The organism is Pseudomonas sp. PI1, assembly GCF_000812405.1.
Taxonomy (GTDB): domain Bacteria; phylum Pseudomonadota; class Gammaproteobacteria; order Pseudomonadales; family Pseudomonadaceae; genus Pseudomonas; species Pseudomonas citronellolis.
On sequence record NZ_JWMC01000056.1, the window covers coordinates 1 to 18,943 of the forward strand.

Annotated in this window: 14 protein-coding genes; 3 read left to right on the forward strand and 11 right to left on the reverse strand. The window is 68.7% G+C overall.

Annotated features, from left to right (window positions below):
* Nucleotides 1-683: 683 nt before the first annotated feature.
* From RN02_RS18630 to mexA, 3 genes are read right to left on the reverse strand one after another with little or no spacing between them, the layout of a single operon-like run.
* A complete protein-coding gene (locus RN02_RS18630; RefSeq protein ID WP_043315850.1) occupies nucleotides 684-2,132 on the reverse strand; it encodes an AdeC/AdeK/OprM family multidrug efflux complex outer membrane factor in 1,449 nt (482 codons plus the stop codon).
* Nucleotide 2,133: 1 nt separating this feature from the next.
* Nucleotides 2,134-5,277: an efflux RND transporter permease subunit gene (locus tag RN02_RS18635; RefSeq protein ID WP_043315852.1), complete on the reverse strand. Its 3,144-nt coding sequence runs from the start codon at nucleotides 5,275-5,277 to the stop codon at nucleotides 2,134-2,136.
* 15 nt (nucleotides 5,278-5,292) lie between these two features.
* A complete protein-coding gene (gene mexA / locus RN02_RS18640; protein WP_009615280.1) occupies nucleotides 5,293-6,441 on the reverse strand; it encodes a multidrug efflux RND transporter periplasmic adaptor subunit MexA in 1,149 nt (382 codons plus the stop codon).
* Nucleotides 6,442-6,706: 265 nt separating this feature from the next.
* Between mexA and RN02_RS18645 the strand changes: the two genes are divergently transcribed.
* Entirely contained in the window at nucleotides 6,707-7,153 is a 447-nt protein-coding gene (locus tag RN02_RS18645; RefSeq protein WP_009615279.1) for a MarR family transcriptional regulator, read from the forward strand.
* Nucleotides 7,154-7,195: 42 nt separating this feature from the next.
* Here the strand turns inward: RN02_RS18645 and RN02_RS18650 are convergent, their stop codons facing one another.
* From RN02_RS18650 to RN02_RS18660, 3 genes are all read right to left on the reverse strand, one after another.
* Nucleotides 7,196-7,771: a YceI family protein gene (locus RN02_RS18650; protein WP_009615277.1), complete on the reverse strand. Its 576-nt coding sequence runs from the start codon at nucleotides 7,769-7,771 to the stop codon at nucleotides 7,196-7,198.
* A 28-nt stretch (nucleotides 7,772-7,799) separates the two neighbouring features.
* A complete protein-coding gene (locus tag RN02_RS18655; RefSeq protein ID WP_009615275.1) occupies nucleotides 7,800-8,354 on the reverse strand; it encodes a cytochrome b in 555 nt (184 codons plus the stop codon).
* Nucleotides 8,355-8,591: 237 nt separating this feature from the next.
* Entirely contained in the window at nucleotides 8,592-10,076 is a 1,485-nt protein-coding gene (locus RN02_RS18660; protein ID WP_043269471.1) for a flavin monoamine oxidase family protein, read from the reverse strand.
* A 154-nt stretch (nucleotides 10,077-10,230) separates the two neighbouring features.
* Here RN02_RS18660 and RN02_RS18665 point away from each other — a divergent pair, with 154 nt between their 5' ends.
* Entirely contained in the window at nucleotides 10,231-11,634 is a 1,404-nt protein-coding gene (locus RN02_RS18665) for an adenosylmethionine--8-amino-7-oxononanoate transaminase (protein ID WP_043315854.1), read from the forward strand.
* Between the two features lie 85 nt (nucleotides 11,635-11,719).
* Entirely contained in the window at nucleotides 11,720-12,439 is a 720-nt protein-coding gene (locus RN02_RS18670) for a 16S rRNA (uracil(1498)-N(3))-methyltransferase (RefSeq protein ID WP_009615268.1), read from the forward strand.
* Between the two features lie 287 nt (nucleotides 12,440-12,726).
* Here RN02_RS18670 and RN02_RS18675 read toward each other — a convergent pair whose 3' ends face one another.
* The 5 genes from RN02_RS18675 to RN02_RS18695 form a co-directional block, all read right to left on the reverse strand.
* Nucleotides 12,727-13,338, reverse strand: a complete 612-nt coding sequence (locus RN02_RS18675) for a LysE family translocator (RefSeq protein ID WP_043315856.1) — start codon at nucleotides 13,336-13,338, stop codon at nucleotides 12,727-12,729.
* Between the two features lie 79 nt (nucleotides 13,339-13,417).
* On the reverse strand, nucleotides 13,418-14,209 hold the full coding sequence (locus tag RN02_RS18680; protein WP_043315858.1) for an AraC family transcriptional regulator: 792 nt from the start codon (nucleotides 14,207-14,209) through the stop codon (nucleotides 13,418-13,420).
* A 9-nt stretch (nucleotides 14,210-14,218) separates the two neighbouring features.
* The gene (locus tag RN02_RS18685; protein ID WP_009615263.1) at nucleotides 14,219-14,731 is read right to left on the reverse strand and encodes a chemotaxis protein CheW; all 513 of its coding nucleotides are present in this window, start codon (nucleotides 14,729-14,731) and stop codon (nucleotides 14,219-14,221) included.
* The gene (locus tag RN02_RS18690) at nucleotides 14,728-15,765 is read right to left on the reverse strand and encodes a chemotaxis protein CheB (protein WP_009615262.1); all 1,038 of its coding nucleotides are present in this window, start codon (nucleotides 15,763-15,765) and stop codon (nucleotides 14,728-14,730) included. The genes RN02_RS18685 and RN02_RS18690 overlap by 4 nt, the downstream gene beginning before the upstream one ends.
* A partial coding sequence (locus RN02_RS18695; RefSeq protein ID WP_236695205.1) for a hybrid sensor histidine kinase/response regulator occupies nucleotides 15,758-18,943 on the reverse strand: 3,186 nt, incomplete at its 5' end. The genes RN02_RS18690 and RN02_RS18695, both read right to left, overlap by 8 nt.

Genomic DNA, 18,943 nt, shown 5'->3' on the forward strand with positions numbered 1-18,943 from the left:
GTCCGCGATAGCCGGACGTCCCGGCGCGATTCGCGGATGAGATCCGCTCCTACGCAACCCCACCCGCGCCATTCCCCTGTAGGAGCGCGCCCTGCGCGTGAATCGCGGGTAGGGCCAGCTCCTACAATTCCAGGGAAGCGCGGTCGTAGGAGCGGAATTTGTCCGCGATAGCCGAACGTCCCGGCGCGATTCGCGGATGAGATCCGCCTACGCCACCCCACCCGCGCCATTCCCCTGTAGGAGCGCGCCCTGCGCGTGAATCGCGGGTAGGGCCAGCTCCTACAATTCCAGGGAAGCGCGGTCGTAGGAGCGGAATTTGTCCGCGATAGCCGAACGTCCCGGCGCGATTCGCGGATGAGATCCGCCTACGCCACCCCACCCGCGCCATTCCCCTGTAGGAGCGCGCCCTGCGCGCGAATCGCGGGCAGGGCCCGCCTACAATTCCAGGGAGGGACGGTCGTAGCGGACCTTGTCCGCGATAGCCGGACGTCCCGGCGCGATTCGCGGATGAGATCCGCGCAACCCCATCCGCGCCATTCCCCTGTAGGAGCGCGCCCTGCGCGCGAATCGCGGGCAGGGCCCGCTCCTACGAAGAGCACCTCGGCACGACCTGCGAGACAGTTCGCTGGGCTCCACAAACGAGAACGCCGCCCCGGGGGGCGGCGTTTTCGTGGGCCATGGTCTCAACCCTTGGGCTGCGCCTTGGACTGCTTCTGCGCGGTGCTTTCCTGCCAGCCGCCGCCGAGCGCCTTGTACAGGTTCACCTCGCTGGTGAGCTGGTTCAGGCGGTCGGTGATCAGCTGCTGCTGGGCGCTGAACAGCGAGCGCTGGGCGTCGAGCAGGGTCAGGTAGTTGTCCACGCCGGTGCGGTAGCGCTTCTCGGCCAGGCGGTAGTAGTCCTCGCTGGCCTTGACCAGGGCGCGCTGGGCGGTCAGCTGCTCGCCGTAGGTGCCCCGTGCGGCCAGGCCGTCGGCGACTTCCGAGAAGGCGGTCTGGATGGCCTTCTCGTACTGCGCGACGTAGATGTTCTTCTGCACCTTGGCCAGGTCCAGGCTGGCCTTCAGGCTGCCGGCGTTGAAGATCGGCAGGCTGATGGACGGCTTGAACAGCCAGGTGCCGGAACCCGCGTCGAACAGGCCGGACAGGTCCGGGCTCAAGCTACCGGCGTTGGCGGTCAGGCTGATGCTCGGGAAGAAGGCCGCCCGCGCCGCGCCTATGTTGGCGTTGGCCGCCTTGAGCTGGTGCTCGGCTTCCAGCACGTCCGGGCGCCGCTGCAGCAGGTCCGAGGGCAGGCCCGCCGGCACCTGGGCCAGCACCTGCTGCTCCAGGTCCATGCCTTGCGGCAGGTCGGCCGGCACGCCGGAGCCCAGCAGCAGGGTCAGGGCGTTCTGGTCCTGGGCCACCAGGCGGGTGTACTGCGCCAGGGTCGCCCGCGCGCTTTCCACCGAGGTCTGCGCCTGGCGCAGGTCCAGGGCTGAGGCGACGCCGACCTCGTTGCTGCGCTTGGTCAGGTCGTAGGTCTTCTGGTAGGTGGCCAGGGTGTCGCGGGTCAGCTGCAGCTGGGCCTGGTCGGCGCGCAGCGTCAGGTAGGCGTTGGCGACGTTGGCCACCAGCGCGGTCTGAGTGCTGCGGCGCGCCTCTTCGGTCGCCAGGTACTGCTCGAGGGCCTCATCGCGCAGGCTGCGCAGGCGGCCGAACAGGTCCACTTCCCAGGCGGTGACGCCCAGGGTGGCGCCGTACTGGCTGCTGATCATGTCGTTGCCGGTGGTCGACACCCGCTCCGGCAGGCGCTGGCGCGAGCCGCTCACGTCGGCGCTCACCGCCGGGAACAGCTCGGCGCGCTGGATGCGGTACTGCGCCTGGTAGGCCTCGACGTTCAGCGCGGCGACGCGCAGGTCGCGGTTGTTGTCCAGGGCCACTTCGACCAGGCGGCGCAGTTGCGGGTCGCTGAAGAAGCTCTGCCAGTCGAGGTCCGCGGCGGCGGTCGCGCCGCCGCCCTGGGCGCCGGCATAGGCCGGGCCCTGGGGGTAGGCCTGGGCTACCGGCGCCTCGGGGCGCTGGTAGTCCGGGATCAGCGAACAGCCGGACAGCGCGGCGGTCGCCAGGGCCAGGCTGAGTAAGGACTTTCTCATATCAATGCCCCTTCTCGGTGGTCGCCTGTTCCTTGGACGCCTTGTCCTTGAACAGGGTGCTGACCACCACGTAGAACAACGGCACCCAGAAGATCGCCAGCACGGTCGCGGTGACCATGCCGCCGATCACGCCGGTACCGATGGCGTGCTGGCTGCCGGAGCCGGCGCCGCTGGAAATCGCCAGCGGCACCACGCCGAGGATGAACGCCAGCGAGGTCATGACGATCGGGCGCAGACGCATGCGGCAGGCCTCGATGGCCGCGTCGACGATGTGCTTGCCCTCGCGCTCGTGCAGTTCCTTGGCGAACTCCACGATGAGGATGGCGTTCTTCGCCGACAGACCGATGGTGGTGAGCAGGCCGACCTTGAAGAACACGTCGTTGGACAGCCCGCGCATCGAGGTGGCCAGCAGCGCACCGATGATCCCCAGGGGCACCACCAGCATCACCGAGAACGGGATCGACCAGCTCTCGTACAGCGCCGCCAGGCAGAGGAACACCACGATGGCCGAGAGCACGAACAGCGAGGTGGTCTGCGAGCCGGCCAGGCGTTCCTCGTAGGACAGGCCGGTCCAGGAGTAGCCGATGCCCTTGGGCAGTTGCTGGACGATCTCTTCCACCGCCGCCATGGCCTCGCCGGTACTGCGGCCCGGGGCCGGCTCACCGAGGATTTCCATGGCCGGCACGCCGTTGTAGCGCGCCAGCTTCGGCGAGCCGTAGGCCCACTTGCCGGTGGCGAAGGCGGTGAAGGGCACCATCTCGCCGCTGCTGTTGCGCACGTACCACTTGGCCAGGTCTTCCGGGCTCATGCGCGCACCGGGTTCGCCCTGGGCGTACACCTTCTTCACCCGGCCGCGGTCGATGAAGTCGTTGATGTACTTCGAACCCCAGGCGATGGAGATGGTGCTGTTGATGTCCGCCAGCGAAATGCCCAGCGCACTGGCCTTCTCGTCGTCGATCAGCAGCTGGTACTGCGGCTCGTCGTTCAGGCCGTTGGGGCGCACGCGCTGCAGCACGGGGTTCTGCGCGGCGAGCTGGAGGAACTGGTTGCGCGCCTGCATCAGCGCGTCGTGGCCGACGCCCGCCTGGTCCTGCAGGTAGATGTCGAAGCCGGTGGCGTTGCCCAGCTCCAGCACCGCCGGCGGGGCGAAGGCGAAGACCATCGCGTCCTTGATGCTGAAGAAGTACTGCTGGGCGCGCTGGGCCACGGCGAACACGCTGTTCTCCGAGCCGGGGCGCTCTTCCCAGGGCTTCATCATGATGAAGGCCATGCCCGAGCTCTGGCCGCGGCCGGCGAAGTTGAAGCCGGTCACGGTGAATACCGAGCTGACCGCCTGGCCTTCCTTGTCCAGCAGGTACTCGCGCATGTGGTCGACCACCTTCTGCGTGCGCTCGGCGGTGGAGCCCGGCGGCGTCTGCACCTGGGCGAAGAGCACGCCCTGGTCCTCGTCGGGGAGGAAGGAGGTGGGGATGCGGGTGAACAGCCAGGCCATGCCGATGACGATGACCACGTACAGCAGCAGGTACGGCGAGCGGTGCTTGAGGATCGAGGTCACGCCACGCTCGTAGCCGTGGGTGGTGTCGATGAACTTGCGGTTGAACCAGCCGAAGAAGCCGCGCTTGTGTTCGCCGTGGTCGCCCTTCTCGATGGGCTTGAGCATGGTGGCGCACAGCGCCGGGGTGAGGATCAGCGCCACCAGCACCGACAGGGCCATGGCCGAGACGATGGTGATGGAGAACTGCCGGTAGATCACCCCGGTGGAACCGCCGAAGAAGGCCATCGGCAGGAACACCGCCGAGAGCACCATGGCGATGCCCACCAGCGCGCCCTGGATCTGGCCCATGGACTTGCGCGCCGCTTCCTTGGGCGGCAGGCCTTCCTCGGCCATCACCCGCTCGACGTTCTCCACCACCACGATGGCGTCGTCCACCAACAGGCCGATGGCCAGCACCATGCCGAACATGGTCAGGGTGTTGATCGAGAAGCCGAACGCCGCCAGCACGCCGAAGGTGCCCAGCAGCACCACCGGCACGGCGATGGTCGGGATCAGGGTGGCGCGGAAGTTCTGCAGGAACAGGTACATCACCAGGAACACGAGGAGGATCGCCTCGCCGAGGGTCTTGACCACTTCATGGATGGAAGCGGAGACCACCGGGGTGGTGTCGTACGGGTAGACCACCTTCATGCCCTCGGGCATGAACTCCTGCAGGCGGCCGATGGTGGCGCGGATCGCCTTGGCGGTGTCCAGCGCGTTGGCGCCGGTGGCCAGCTTGATGGCGATACCCGAGGCCGGCTTGCCGTTGAACTGCGCGTTGATGCTGTAGTCCTGGCCGCCGAGGCCCACCTGGGCGACGTCCTTCAGGCGCACCTGGGAGCCGTCGGTGTTGACCTTGAGCAGGATGTCGCCGAACTGCTCGGCGGTCTGCAGGCGGGTCTTGCCGATGATGGTCGCGTTGAGCTGCTGCCCCGGCAAGGCGGGCAGGCCGCCCAGTTGACCGGAGGAGATCTGCACGTTCTGCGCCTGCACCGCGGTGACGATGTCGTTGGGCGTCAGCTGGTAGCTGTTGAGCTTGGCCGGGTCCAGCCAGATGCGCATGGCGTACTGCGAACCGAACACCTGGAAGTCGCCCACGCCAGCGGTACGCGACAGCGGGTCCTGGATGTTGGAGACGATGTAGTTCGACAGGTCTTCCTTGGTCAGGCTGCCGTCTTCGGAGACGATGCCGACGACCATCAGGAAGTTCTTCACCGCCTTGGTCACGCGGATGCCCTGCTGCTGCACTTCCTGCGGCAGCAGCGGCGTGGCCAGCTGCAGCTTGTTCTGCACCTGGACCTGGGCGATGTCCGGGCTGGTGCCCTGGTCGAAGGTCACGGTGATGGTCATGCTGCCGTCGGCGTTGCTCTCCGAGGAGATGTAGCGCAGATGGTCGAGACCGTTCATCTGCTGCTCGATCACCTGGACCACCGTGTCCTGCACGGTTTCCGCGGAGGCACCCGGGTAGCTGACCTGGATGGCGATCGCCGGCGGGGCGATGGCCGGGTACTGGTTCACCGGCAGCGAGAGGATCGACAACCCGCCCGCCAGCATGATCACCAGGGCTATAACCCAGGCGAAGATAGGCCGGTCAATGAAAAACTTCGACATTGCGAAACCCCTTGGTTAACCCTGGCTGTCCGAGGCGGCGGGCTTGCCGGCCTCAGGCGCGGGGGCGACGTTCTTCGCCGGCACGGCCTTGGCCTTGGCGCCGGGCTGGACGTACTGCAGGCCTTCGGTGATCAGGCGGTCGCCGGGCTTCAGGCCCTCGGTGACCAGCCAGTAGGCGCCGACGGTGCGGTCGGTCTTGATGTTGCGCAGCTCGACCTTGTCGTCGGCGCCCAGCACCAGGGCGGTGGGCTGGCCGCGCAGGTCGCGGGTGACGCCCTGCTGGGGCGCGAGGATGGCCTTGTCCTTCACCCCTTCCTGCAGCACGGCATGCACGAACATGCCCGGCAGCAGCTCATGCCTGGGGTTGGGGAACACCGCGCGGATGGTCACCGAGCCGGTGCCCTGGTCCACCGAGACCTCGGAGAACTCCAGCCTGCCTTCCAGCGGGTAGGCCGAACCGTCCTCGAGGAACAGCTTGACCTTGGCCGCGTTGTCGCCGGCCTTTTGCAGGTTGCCGGCGGCCAGCTCGCGGCGCATGCGCAGCAGCGAAGTGGAGGGCTGGGTGACGTCGACGTAGATGGGGTCCAGTTGCTGCACCGTGGCCATGGCGGTGGCCTGGCCGTTGGTCACCAGCGCGCCCTCGGTCACCGCCGAACGGCCGATGCGCCCGGAGATGGGCGACAGCACCTTGGTGTAGCGCAGGTTGATCTGCGCCTGGTCGACGGCGGCCTTGGCCTGCAGCGCGGCGGCCTGGGCATCGGCGTACTGCTGCTTGCTCACCGCCTCGTCGGCCACCAGCAGCTTGTAGCGCTCGGCCTGCTGCTGGGTGGACATCAGGTTGGCCTTGGCGCTCTGGTAGGTGGCTTCGTAGGTGGCCGGGTCGATCTGGTACAGCTGCTGGCCTTCCTTGACGTCGCTGCCTTCCTTGAACAGGCGCTTGAGAATGATGCCGTTGACCTGCGGCCGGACTTCGGCCACCCGGAACGCCGTGGTGCGGCCGGGCAGCTCGGTGCTCAGCGGCACCGTCTGGGCCTGCAGGGTCACCACGCCGACCTCGGGGGTCTGCGCCTGCTGCGGGGCCTCGTTCTTGCCGCAACCGGCAAGGGTAGCCATGGCGACGAGCAGGGCCGGAACCAGGGCGCGCTTGGCTGGCGTTCGTTGCATATCGTTGTCCTCGTAAGCGAAAGCATCCGGCACCACGGCGGCAGCCGGGCCGGAAAGGCTGGCAAAATACTTACATTCAGGTTTGTTTGTAAACGACCGAAAGCCTTGTCGGTAACCACCTGAAACGTTTTAGCCCATGGCGGGCGCTTCAGACGATTCCCATTCGGCGTGAGCGGCTTGTCATAAAGTTGATAGCGTCAACTAAAATAAGGAAAATGAATCGGCCGATCAATCGGCTTTACATTCCGTTTACCCCGTCCAGGCCATGACCCGTCCCGTGAATCCCGACCTGCCAGAGAACCTGATGGCGCTCTTCGAGCATCTGCGCAACCAGCTGCAGATGGGCCTGCTCGCCCAGGGCATCGACCTGGCGCCGCCGGACATCCGCCTGCTGGAGCTGATCGCCGAGGCCGAGGGCCTCATCAACCTGCAGGACGTCGGCCGGCAGATGTGCCGCGACAAGGCGCTGATCACCCGCAAGGTCCGCGAGATGGAGAGCCGCGGCCTGGTCCGCCGCGAGCGCAACCCGGGGGACCAGCGCAGCTTCCAGCTGTTCCTCACCGAGGCCGGCAAGGTCGTCCATGCCCAGGCCCAGGCAATTCTCGCATGCACCCATGACAGGCTCTTTGCACCGCTGGATGCCGAGGAGCAGCGCTGCATGGCGCACCTGCTGCAACGCTGCCTGGACGCCCAGGAAGAGCTGCCGCAGTAACGAAAACGCCGGCTTGCGCCGGCGTTTCGCTGCAATCGCGTCTTATTGACGCACACCCTCTACCGACAGCGTCAGCTCGACTTCCTGGGAAGCCGGGCCGAGGTCGCGCTGGATGTTGAAGTCCTTCAGCTTCAGGGTGGTGGTGCCGAGGAAGCCGGCGCGGTAGCCGCCCCACGGGTCGTCGCCCTGGCCGACCAGCTCGGCCTTGATGGTGACCGGCTTGGTCACGCCGTTGAGGGTCAGGTTGCCGGTGATCTCGGCGTTCTTGCCGTCGGCCTTGACGCCGGTGGATTCGAAGGTCGCGGTGGGGTTCTTCGAGACGTTGAGGAAGTCGCCGCTGCGCAGGTGCTTGTCACGTTCGGCGTGGTTGGTGTTCACGCTGTTGGTGTTGATGGTCACCTTGACCTTGTCGGCGGCCGGGTTCTTCTCGTCGAAGGTGAAGGCGCCGTCGAAGTCGTCGAAGCGGCCGTACAGCCAGCTGTAGCCCAGGTGCTTGATGCGGAACTCGATGAAGGCGTGCTGGCCTTCCTTGTCGATCTTGTAGTCGGCGGCCATGGCCTGGCCGGCGCTGAACAGGGCGGTACCCAGGGCCAGGGCGGCGAAGGTCTTCTTCAGCATGGTGATCTCCATATGGTGCTAGGTGGGGTCAATCCGTGGAACGGCCGAGCATGCGCGTGAGGGTCGCATCGCGGTCGAGGAAATGGTGTTTGAGCGCCGCCAGGGCGTGCAGTACGGCGAAGACCACCAGGGCCCAGGCCAGGTACAGGTGGATGGCGCCGGCGGTGTCGGCCTGCTCGGGCAGCCCGCTCAGGGTCGCCGGCACGTCGAACCAGCCGAACACGCTGATGGGTTTGCCCTCGGCGGTGGAAATCAGGTAACCGGCGACGATCACCGCGATCAGCAGCCCGTACAGCGCCAGATGGCCGAGCTTGCTGGCCTTGCGCGTCAGCGCGCCATGGTTGGCCGGGGCCGGCGGCGGCGGGCTGAGGAAGCGCCAGGCGATGCGCACGATCAGGGCGATGGCCAGCAGGATGCCGATGCTCTTGTGGATTTCCGGGGCGCGGTGGTACCAGGTGTCGTAGTAGTCCAGCTCGCGCATCCACAGGCCCAGGCCGAACAGGCCGAAGACCACCAGGGCGCTGCCCCAGTGCAGGAAGAGACTGACCAGACCGTAACGGGAGGGCGAATTACGCCATTGCATCGAAAGGTTTCCTGATAAAGCCGGAGCATCAAGACTAGCGGCAAAACGATCGGATAAAAGTGGAAATTACTGCTTTGAAACATCGATTCACAAGATAGCTTCGCTGGCTAACGACCATTCCAGAGCCTTCTGTGCCTCTTTCGAGATAACACCCCGGGCGCGGGAATTATTCGCCGCCAAAGAAAAAGGGGCGCTGGAAGGCGCCCCTTTTTCACAGGCAGTGGCGGGAACCGCGGCTCAGAACATGTCGGTGAACCAGGAGAACGCGCCCTTCTTCTTGCCCTCGCCCGCGGCCGGCGCCGCCGGCGCTTCGCTGGCCTTGGCCGGCGCGGGGATGCTGACGTTCTTGCCGTCGGCCAGGTCGCGCAGTTGCGCGGCGGCGCGCTTGCCGCTGCGCAGGGCGCCCTCGATGGTGCCCGGGTAGAGCGCGTCGGTGTGCTCGCCGGCGAAGGCGACGCGCGGCAGCGGCTGTTCCCAGGCGCGCCAGAAGCGGCTGATCTGCCCCGGGCCGTAGGCCAGGTAGGAGCCGCCGGTGCTGACGTCGGTGCTGTAGCGGCGCATTTCGTAGCCGGAATAGGCGCCGCGCATCTTCGGGTAGTACTTGTTCATGCGGATCAGCACCTGGTCGACCATCTGCCGGTCGCCGAAGGCCTGCAGCACCCGGGCGTTGTCGCCGGAGAGGTTGATCAGCACGTTGGCGCCGCCCTTGAGCGCGGGCTCCACCCAGATCATGCCCAGGCCCTGGTCGCTGTAGATCTCGCCGGACAGGCGCGACTTGTCGTCCCACACCGGGCGCTTGAACTTCAGCAGGATCTGGTCGCGCCAGCCGTAGTTGGTGTTCTTCAGCGCTTCCTGCTGCCTGGCGTTGAGCCCCGGGGTCAGCTGGATCTGGGCCAGGGCGCGCAGCGGCACGGCGAGCACCGCGTAGTCGGCGCTGTAGCCGGTGCTGCCGGCCTTGACGGTGACGCCGTCCTTGTCCTGCACGATGGCGCTGACGCGGGCGTTGGTCTTGATGGTCTTCAACTGCTTGACGAAGGCCTGGGCCAGCACCTGGCTGCCGCCCGGCAGTCGCGCGGCGCGCAGGTCGCGGTCATCGACGTTGCGGTACACCCGGCCCTGCTGGGCGAGGTACAGCAGCGACAGGCGCGACGGCTCGTCGTAGTGCGAGCGGATGCGCTGGTTGACCAGCAGGCGCGCGGTCGGCGACAGGTTCAGCTTGTCCAGCCAGCGGGCGACGTTGAGCTGGTCGAGGGCGAACAGGGTCTTGTTGGCCAGCGGGTCGAGCGGGTCGTCGATGGACGCCGAGAGATCGTTCAGCGACTTCTCGAAGCGCTCCAGGTCGGCGGCCACGGCGGGCATCTTCTGCTTCAGGTCGGCGGAGCTGTAGTAGACGCCGTCGATCAGGTAGCTGGGGGTACGCACGAATTCCGGCGCCGGCACCGCTTTCAGCTTGAGGGTGTCCAGGTAGCCGTTGAGGGTCGGCTGGGCCTTGGCGTTGCCCAGCCATTCGCTGGTGGCCAGGCCCGAGCGCCCGCCGATCTGCGGCTTGGCCTCCAGCAGGGTGACCTGCCAGCCCGACTGCTGCAGTTCATAGGCGGCGCTGAGGCCGGCCAGCCCGCCGCCGACCACGATCGCGGTCGGCTGTTTGTCCTTGCCCAGCGCGAACGCGCTGAACGCCGCCAGCGCCAGCAGCGAGGCCGCGCGCAGCCATCGAATCTTCATCGTGCATCCCCCAACATGGTGCGAAGGCGCGCAGCATACGCCAGCGCCCAGTGGCCGGCCAGATGCCACCCTCTGCCGTGTGTCGCGGCGCGCGCCTTGTCCGTCCATGTCCCATTGCATAGGCTTGCCCGACGACTTCAAGAGGAGACCTTCCATGGGCCTGAACGCCGAGTGGATGCAGCGCGACCTGGAGGTGCTCTGGCACCCCTGCACCCAGATGAAAGACCACGAGCGCCTGCCGGTCATCCCCATCCGCCGCGGCAAGGGCGTGTGGCTGGAGGACTTCGAGGGCAAGCGCTACCTGGACGCGGTCAGCTCCTGGTGGGTGAACGTCTTCGGCCACGCCAACCCGCGCATCAACCAGCGCATCAAGGATCAGGTCGACCAGTTGGAGCACGTGATCCTCGCCGGCTTCACCCATGCGCCTGTGGTCGAGCTGTCCGAGCGCCTGGTGCGCCTCACGCCCGAGGGCCTGTCGCGGGTGTTCTACGCCGACAACGGCTCCTCCGGCATCGAGGTGGCGCTGAAGATGAGCTACCACTACTGGCAGAACTGCGGCCAGCCGGCGAAGAAGCGCTTCGTCACCCTGACCAACAGCTACCACGGCGAGACCGTGGCGGCGATGTCGGTTGGCGACGTGGCACTGTTCACCGAGACCTACAAGTCGCTGCTGCTCGACACCCTCAAGGTGCCCAGCCCGGACTGCTACCTGCGCGCCGAGGGCGAGAGCTGGGAAGCCCATTCGCGGGCCATGTTCGAGCACATGGAGCGCACCCTGGAGCAGCACCATCGGGAAGTCGCCGCGGTCATCGTCGAACCGCTGATCCAGGGCGCCGGCGGCATGCGCATGTACCACCCGGTGTACCTCAAGCTGCTGCGCGAAGCCTGCGACCGCTACGGCGTGCACCTGATCCACGACGAGATCGCCGTCGGCTTCGGCCGCACCGGCAGCATGTTCGCCTGCGAGCAGGCCGGCATCACCCCGGACTTCCTGGTGCTGTCCAAGGCGCTGACCGGCGGCTACCTGCCGATGGCCGCGGTGCTGACCACCGACAAGGTCTACCAGGCCTTCTACGACGACTACGCCACCCTGCGCGCCTTCCTGCATTCGCACACCTACACCGGCAACCCGCTGGCCTGCACCGCGGCCCTGGCGACCCTCGACATCTTCGAGCAGGACAACGTGATCGAGGCCAACAAGGCCCTGGCCGCGCGCATGGCCTCGGCCACCGCGCACCTGGCCGACCATCCCCACGTGGCCGAAGTCCGCCAGACCGGCATGGCCCTGGCCATCGAGATGGTCCAGGACAGGACCAGCCGCGCGGCCTACCCCTGGCAGGAACGCCGCGGCCTGAAGGTCTACCAGCACGCCCTGGAACGCGGCGCCATGCTGCGCCCGCTGGGCAACGTGGTGTACTTCCTGCCGCCCTACGTGATCACCCCGGAGGAAATCGACTTCCTCGCCGAAGTGGCCAGCGAAGGCATCGACATCGCCTGCCGGGACTCGGTGAGCGTGGCGGTCAGCGGGTTGTACCCGGATCATCGGGATCCGGGCTAGCCCAAAAAGCTGGAAGCCTGAAGCTGGAAGCCGGAAGCGCACCGCGGGTAGACTTCCGGCTTCCAGCCTCCAGCTTCCAGCCCCTATGCGCCTTTCCCGCTTCTTCATCGACGCCCCCCTCTCCCTCGGCCAGCATGAGCTGCCCGAGGCCCAGGCCCATTACATCGGCCGCGTGCTGCGGCATGCCGCCGGCGATGCCGTGCAGTTGTTCGACGGCTCCGGCCAGGAGTTCCTCGGCGAGCTGGTGGAGGTGGGCAAGAAGAACGTGCGCGTGGAGCTGCGCGAAAGCTTCGCCGGCCTGGCCGAGTCGCCGCTGCGCCTGCATCTGGGCCAGGGCCTGTCGCGCGGCGAGCGCATGGACTGGGCGATCCAGAAGGCCACCGAACTGGGCGCCGCGCGGATCACCCCGATCGTCAGCGAACGCTGCGAAGTGCGCCTGAAGGACGAACGCGCCGACAAGCGCACCGCCCACTGGCGCCAGATCGCCATCAGCGCCTGCGAACAATGCGGCCGCTCGGTGCTCCCGCAGATAGACGCGCCCATCAGCCTCGCCGAATGGCTGCAGGCCACCGAAGCGGACCTCAAGCTGGTGCTGCACCCGGTGGCCGAGCCCCTGGCCAGCCACGCCCGCCCGGGCAGCCTGGCCTTCCTCATCGGCCCGGAAGGCGGCCTGAGCGACGCCGAGGTGGAACAGGCCAGGGCCGCCGGCTTCCACGCCGCCCGCCTGGGCCCGCGGGTGCTGCGCACCGAGACCGCGCCGGTGGTGGCATTGAGCGTGGCGCAGCAGCTGTGGGGCGATTTCTGAGGTAGCCGGCGGAACCCTCGGCTATCGCGGACAAGGTCCTGCGACCGTGCCTCCCCGGCCCCATCGTGGCGGGCCATGCCCGCGGTTCGCGCGCAGGGCGCGCTCCTACAGGGGAACGCCGCGGTTGGCACAGCGTAGGAGCGGACTCCGTCCGCGATATCCCGGAACCGGCCCGTCGGCCGGATCGCGGATGGATCCGCTCCTACAGGTGGGTTCGAAGCCCCGTAGGATGGGTTGAGCGAAGCGATACCCATCGCCGTAGCGATTGGCGCGCCAGACGCGCGCCCTCAAAGCCCGCGTAGCGCCAGGCCGGCCAGGCCGAGCAGCAGCAGGCCGCAGCCGGCGTAGCTGACGCGGTGCCAGAACAGCGAGGTGTTGCGCCGCAGCCAGTCCACCAGGCCGGCGCAGAGGAAGCACCAGATCAGCGACGAGAGCATGAAACCGGCGAAGAACACCAGCGACTGCGCCTGGCTCGGGGCGCCTTCGACGATGCCGGCCAGGGCGCTGCCCAGCGCGCCCCAGTAGACCACGTTCTTCGGGTTGGACAGCGAGATGGCCGCCCCGGAGGCGAAGGCGTTGCCGGCGCTGGTGGCCGCCTCCAGGTCGTCCAGCGGCGGGCGCCAGGCGTCGCGCAGGCCCTGGATGCCGAGCCAGGCCAGGTAGCCGGCGCAGGCCAGGGTCAGGGGCACGCGCACCTGCTCGTGGGCCAGCAGCAGGGCCAGGCCGGTCAGCCCCAGCAGCGCCCAGACCGCATCGCCGATCAACGAACCGAGCTGCACCAGCAGCGCCGGGCGGAAACCGCCGGTCAGGCCACGGCGCAGGGTTTCGCTGAACACCGCCCCCGGCGAGATGTTGAAGGCGAAGCCGAACAGCAGGGCGGCAAGGAAGATGACGAGCATGGGGCGGGACTCCGGAAAGCGGGAATGCGCCCATTCTCCCCAGGCGATGGCGGAAAAACTTGAACCGGATTGCGCCGCTTCAGCCGCGCAGCGTGCGCTGGTAGCGGCCGGGGCTGATGCCGTAGGCGCTGCGGAAGTGACGGGTCAGGTGGCTCTGGTCGGCGAAGCCCAGGGCATGGGCGGCATCGCCCACGGCGACGCCTGCCCGCAGCAGCGCCAGCGCGCGCCGGGTGCGCAGTTGCATGGCCCACTGCCGCGGGCTCATCCCGGTGTGCTGCTTGAAGGCCCGCAGCAGGTGGAACCTGGAGACCTGCACCTGCTGCGCCATGGCCTCCAGGCTCAGCGGCTCGGCGAGGTTGGCGGCGAGCAGTTCCTGCAGGCGCTCCACCGGGCGCCGGCCAAGGGCTGCCGTGGGCGGAGGGCGGGTGCCCGCGTGCCGCGCCAGCTCGGCCAGCACCAGGGTCAGGCGCTCCTCGCCGCGCTCGCGCAGGAAGGTATCGCCGGACAGGGCCAGTTCCACCGCACGGGCCAGCTCCCCCGCCAGTTGCGGATGCTCCAGCAGCGGCCGCTCGAAGGCCAGGCGCTGCAGGCCAAGGCTGGCGGCCAGCATGCTTTCCGGCAGGTAGAGGCTGACGAAGCGCCAGGGTTGGCCGTCGGCGGCGCCGCCGCCCTGGATCTGCCCCGGGTTGTAGAGAGTGATGTCGCCGGCGCCGGCCTGGAAGCTGCGGCCGTCCAGCCAGATGTCCTCGCTGCCGCAGAGGTTGGCGCTGATGACGAATTCGTCATGGCTGTGCTTGTCGAAGCGGTGCCCGCTCAGCGCCGCGCTGGCCACTTCGCAGCCATCGCCCAGCCAGGCGTGACGCAGCGCCATGGCCGGGGCTCAGATCAGCCCGGCGTCGGCGAGCTTCTGCTCCAGCGCCACCAGGTCGGGGATGCGCACCAGGTCGTCGCCGACGCTCACCGCCGCCAGTTCCAGCGGCGCCAGCTCGGCCTCGGCGCGAGGCAGCTCGGGACCGACCTTGAGCGAACGCGGGATGCCCTGGGCCAGCAGCGCCAGGAACTTCACGTGGGGCCGTCCGCCCAGGGCGTTGAGGATGATGACCCGCGCCCCTGGCCCGACCTGGGCCGCGCCGCCGGAAGCCGCCTCGAAGGACAGCAGCGGCAGGCGCAGGTCGCGCCAGGCCACCTGGCCCAGGTACCAGGCCGGCAGGCCCGGCTGCGCCTGGGGCGCGCGGTAGGCGATCAGTTCGGCCACGGCCACGTTGGGCAGCAGCAGGGTGCGGTCGGCCAGGGGCACCAGCAGCCCGGTCAGGCTGGCGGGCGCCTCGTCGGCGCCGAGGTTGGCAGGGGTGCCGTTCACAGGGGCTTCCTGCGGCAGGGAAAGATCACTCATGACTCCACTCCAGTGGCCGCACACTGCGCGGCCAGGTGTTCGACCAGCGCCGCGGCGAGCTCGCGCGGATCGGCCGAGAAGGTACTGTAGCCGCCCTCGCGCAGGCTGTCGGGCATGCTCGAGCAGGCGCAGCCGTCCGCGCGCTGCGTCCAGATCTCGGCGCCCTGGCGGCGCACGTAGGCGGCCGCGGCGCTGCCGTCGCTGCACATGCCGCTGAAGACTATCACCCCGCAGCGGCTGCCGAACTGCTGGGCGAGGTTGAGCATCATCTGGTCGATGGACGGGCTGTAGGGCTCCGGCCAGGCCCGCTGGCCCAGGCGCATGCGGCCATCCTCGGCGAAGCCCAGCTCGTGCTGCACCGGCACCACCACCACTTCGCCGCAGCGCAGCCAGTCGGCGTCGCGGGCGAGGTTGACGCGCCACTGGCTATGCCGCCCCACCGCCTGCGGCAGGCTCTGCTCGAACGACGGGGCGATGTGCTGGGCATAGAGGAAGGCCAGCGGCAGGCCGCCCGGCAGCGCATCGAGGAACGCCTTGACCGCCGCCGGGCCGCCCAGGGATGCGGCCAGCAGCCAGACCTGGCGCGCCGGCTCGCCCACCTGCAGCGGCGAGGCCGCCAGGTCGTCGGGCAAGGCGATGCGGTTGGGCCGCTGGGCCTCGCTCAGCAGCGCCTCCAGGCTCTGGCCGACATTGGCGCTGGGGTCGCCCACCAGGCGCCGCAGCTTGCCCACCAGGCGCCGTTCCCAGCGCGGATAGTGTTCGGAGAGCCGCTCGGGGGCATGGCCCTCGCCGAACAGCACCGGCACCTGGGCCTGCTCCAGCAGGTTGTCGAGCAGCGGCGTGTCCTCCTGCTGGGCCAGGTCGACCAGCCACAGGTCGGTCTCGCAGGCGGCCAGCTGGGCCTCGTCCAGGCGCCCGGGGTCGGCGTTGAGCACCACCTGGTAGCCATGCCCGGCCAGCGCCTGCTGCAGCACGTGGCGCTGCAGCGAGGTGTCGGCGATGATCGCGATCCTTGCGCCGCTCTGCTCAGGCATGGACGGTCACCAGCGCCTGGATGCTGTCGAGCAGCTCGGACTCCTGGTAGGGCTTGCCCAGGTAGCGGTTGACGCCGATGGCCAGGGCCCGCTCGCGGTGCTTCTCGCCGGTGCGCGAGGTGATCATGATGATCGGCAGGTCCTTCAGGCGCTCGTCGTGGCGCACCAGGGTGGCCACCTCGAAGCCGTCCATGCGCGGCATCTCGATGTCCAGCAGCATGATGTCGGGCTTGTGTTCCTGCAGCTGGGCGATGGCGTCCACCCCGTCCTTGGCGGTCAGCACGTTCATGCCGTTGCGTTCCAGCAGGCGGCTGGTGACCTTGCGCACGGTGACCGAGTCGTCCACCACCATGACCAGGGTCGGGCGCTGCTGCTCGCTGTCCGCCTGCGGCGCATTGGGCAGCGCGCGGCGCGGCTGGGCATGCAGGGCGAGGCTGGCCAGGCGGGCGCGGATGGTCGCCAGCAGGTCGAGGATCACCACCACGCGGCCGTCGCCGAGGATGGTCGCCCCGGAGATGCCGCTGACCCCGGCGAACTGCGCGCCCAGGCTCTTCACCACGATCTCGCGGGAGCCGGCCAGGGCGTCCACCTGCACCGCCACCGCGTGTTCCGCGGAGCGCACCAGGATCACCGGCAACGGCAACGACTGGCCCACCAGCTTGGGCTGCTGGCCGTTGTTCAGCAGATCGCCCAGGTATTTCAGCTCGTAGTCCTGCCCGGCATATTCGAAGTGCGGCGCATGGCCCTGCTTGCCGCCCTCCTCGTAGAGGGCCTCCAGCTCGTAGGGCGAGACGCGCACGATGCCCTCGATGGTGTTCAGCGGCACGGCGTACAGGTCCTCGCCGGAAAGCACCATGAGCGCGCGGTTCACCGATACGGTGAAGGGCAGGCGGATGGCGAAGCGGGTGCCCTGCCCCGTCTCCGAGTGGATGCTCATGGAACCGCCGAGCTGCTTGACCTCGGCGTTGACCACGTCCAGGCCGACGCCGCGCCCGGAAATCTGCGTGAGCTTCTCGGCGGTGCTGAAGCCGGCCTCGAGGATGAACTGCAGCACCTCATGGTCGGAAAGCTCGGCATCGGTCGCCATCAAGCCGCGTTCGACGGCCTTGCGGCGCACCGCGTCGAGGCGGATGCCGCCGCCGTCGTCGGCCAGGCTGAGGAGGATGTCGCCCCCCTCGCGGCCCAGCTCCAGGCGGATGCTGCCGGCCTCCGGCTTGCCGGCGGCGCGGCGCGCGTCGGCGGATTCGATGCCGTGGTCGACGGCGTTGCGCAGCATGTGCTCCAGGGGCGCGACTATGCGCTCCAGCACGGTGCGGTCCATTTCCCCTTCGGCGTTGCCGACGATGAACTCCACCTGCTTGCCCAGCTCGCCGGCGACCTGCCGGACGATGCGCCGCAGGCGCGGCACCAGGCGGTCGAAGGGCACCATGCGGGTACGCATCAGGCCTTCCTGCAGCTCGGTGTTGACCCGCGCCTGCTGCAGCAGCAGGGTCTCGGCGTCGCGGTTCTTCGCGGCCAGGGTTTCCTTGAGGTCGAACAGGTCGGAGGCGGACTCGAACAGCGCGCGGGACAGCTGCTGCAGCTGCGAGTAGCGGTCCATCTCCAGCGGGTCGAAGTCTTCGTAGCCGGCGCGCTCGGCGTCGGCCTGGTGGCGCGAGAGGATCTGCGCCTGGGTCTCGGTGTCGAGGCGGCGCAACTGGTCGCGCACCCGCTCGATGGTGGCGTCCATCTCCGTGAGGGTGGAGCCGACGTCGCTCACCTGTTGCTCGACGCGGCCCCGGAAGATGGAGGTTTCGCCGGCCAGGTTGACCAGGTTCTCCAGCAGCGGCGCCGGGACCTTCACCAGCTCCTGCGGGGCGCGCCGCGCGGCGGCCTGCTGCGCGGCCTCCTGGGCGCGCTGGACAAAGGGCAGGACCTTGGGCGCCTCGCTGCGCGGCGGCTCGGCGACGGCCATGATGGCGCCGGCGGCCAGGACCGGCAGCGGCGGCTCGACCGGCTCCGGCTCGCTGGCGGGCGGCGGCGTGACGGCCGCGGCGCTTTCCGCGGCGGCATCGGCCTCGCCGACCTGCTGGCGCAGGTGGTCCACTTCGTTCTGCAGGCCGTCGAAGCCGGACTGCACGTCGAGCAGCAGGCTGTCCGGCCAGGGCGCGCCCTGGCGCTGGGCTTCGGTGAGGTGCTCCTCGAGGTCGTGGGCGAGGTCGCCGAGGGCGTTCTGCCCGGCCAGCCGCGCACCGCCCTTGAGGGTGTGGAGGATGCGCAGCAGCTCGTCGAGGGCGCCGTGGTCGCCATCGGCGTCCCAGCGGCCCAGGGCGTGCTCCATGCCTTCGAGCAGGTCGTCGGCCTCTTCCAGGAAGATGTCGATGATGTCCGCTGCCGGCTCGTCGCCGGCCAGCAGCGACGGCACCAGCGGCTGCAGGCTGACGCTGCTGGGCATGCTCAGCTGTTCGTCGGGGTTGGCGCGGAAGTCGCGGATCGCCGCGATCAGCGACTCGCCCTCGGGAACCGGCTGCCGGCCCTGCACCGCCTCGAGCATTTCCGCCAGGCGGTCGTGGCAACGCTGGAGCAGAGCGAAGAGCCCGTCGCTTGCGCGCAGGCGCCCGCCGCAGAGGCCTTCGTAGAGGTATTCCAGTTCGTGGGCGAGGTCGCCGATGGGGCGGATCTCGGCCATGCGCGCGCCGCCCTTGAGGGTATGCAGGTCGCGCTGCAGGGCTTCGAGTTCGACGCCGTTGTCGACGTTGCCCATCCAGCGTTGCAGCGCACCGGCCGCGCTTTCCAGGATGTCGAAGCCTTCTTCGAGGAAGATGTCCACCAGTTCCTGGTCGTGCACTTCCAGCGGTTCGAACGCCGGTTCCGCCGCGGGCTCGACGTCGTCGGACTGCTCCAGGGCCTGGGCGCTGGGATCGCTTTCCGCCTCATGGAGGAAGGTGGCGAGGTCGATTTCCTCCAGCACCGGGTCGACCGCCTCGGGCGCCGTGCCTTCGGTCTCCGGCTCCTGCTCGGGCTCGGGCTCGGGCTCGGATTCGCTCTCGTCGACGATCGGCAGCGGCGGCTCGTCCACCAGCGGCTCGTCCACCAGCGGCTCGGCTTCGGCTTCGGCTTCGGCTTCGGCTTCGGCTTCGGCTTCGGCTTCGGCTTCGGCTTCGGCTTCGGCTTCGGCTTCGGCTTCGGCTTCGGCTTC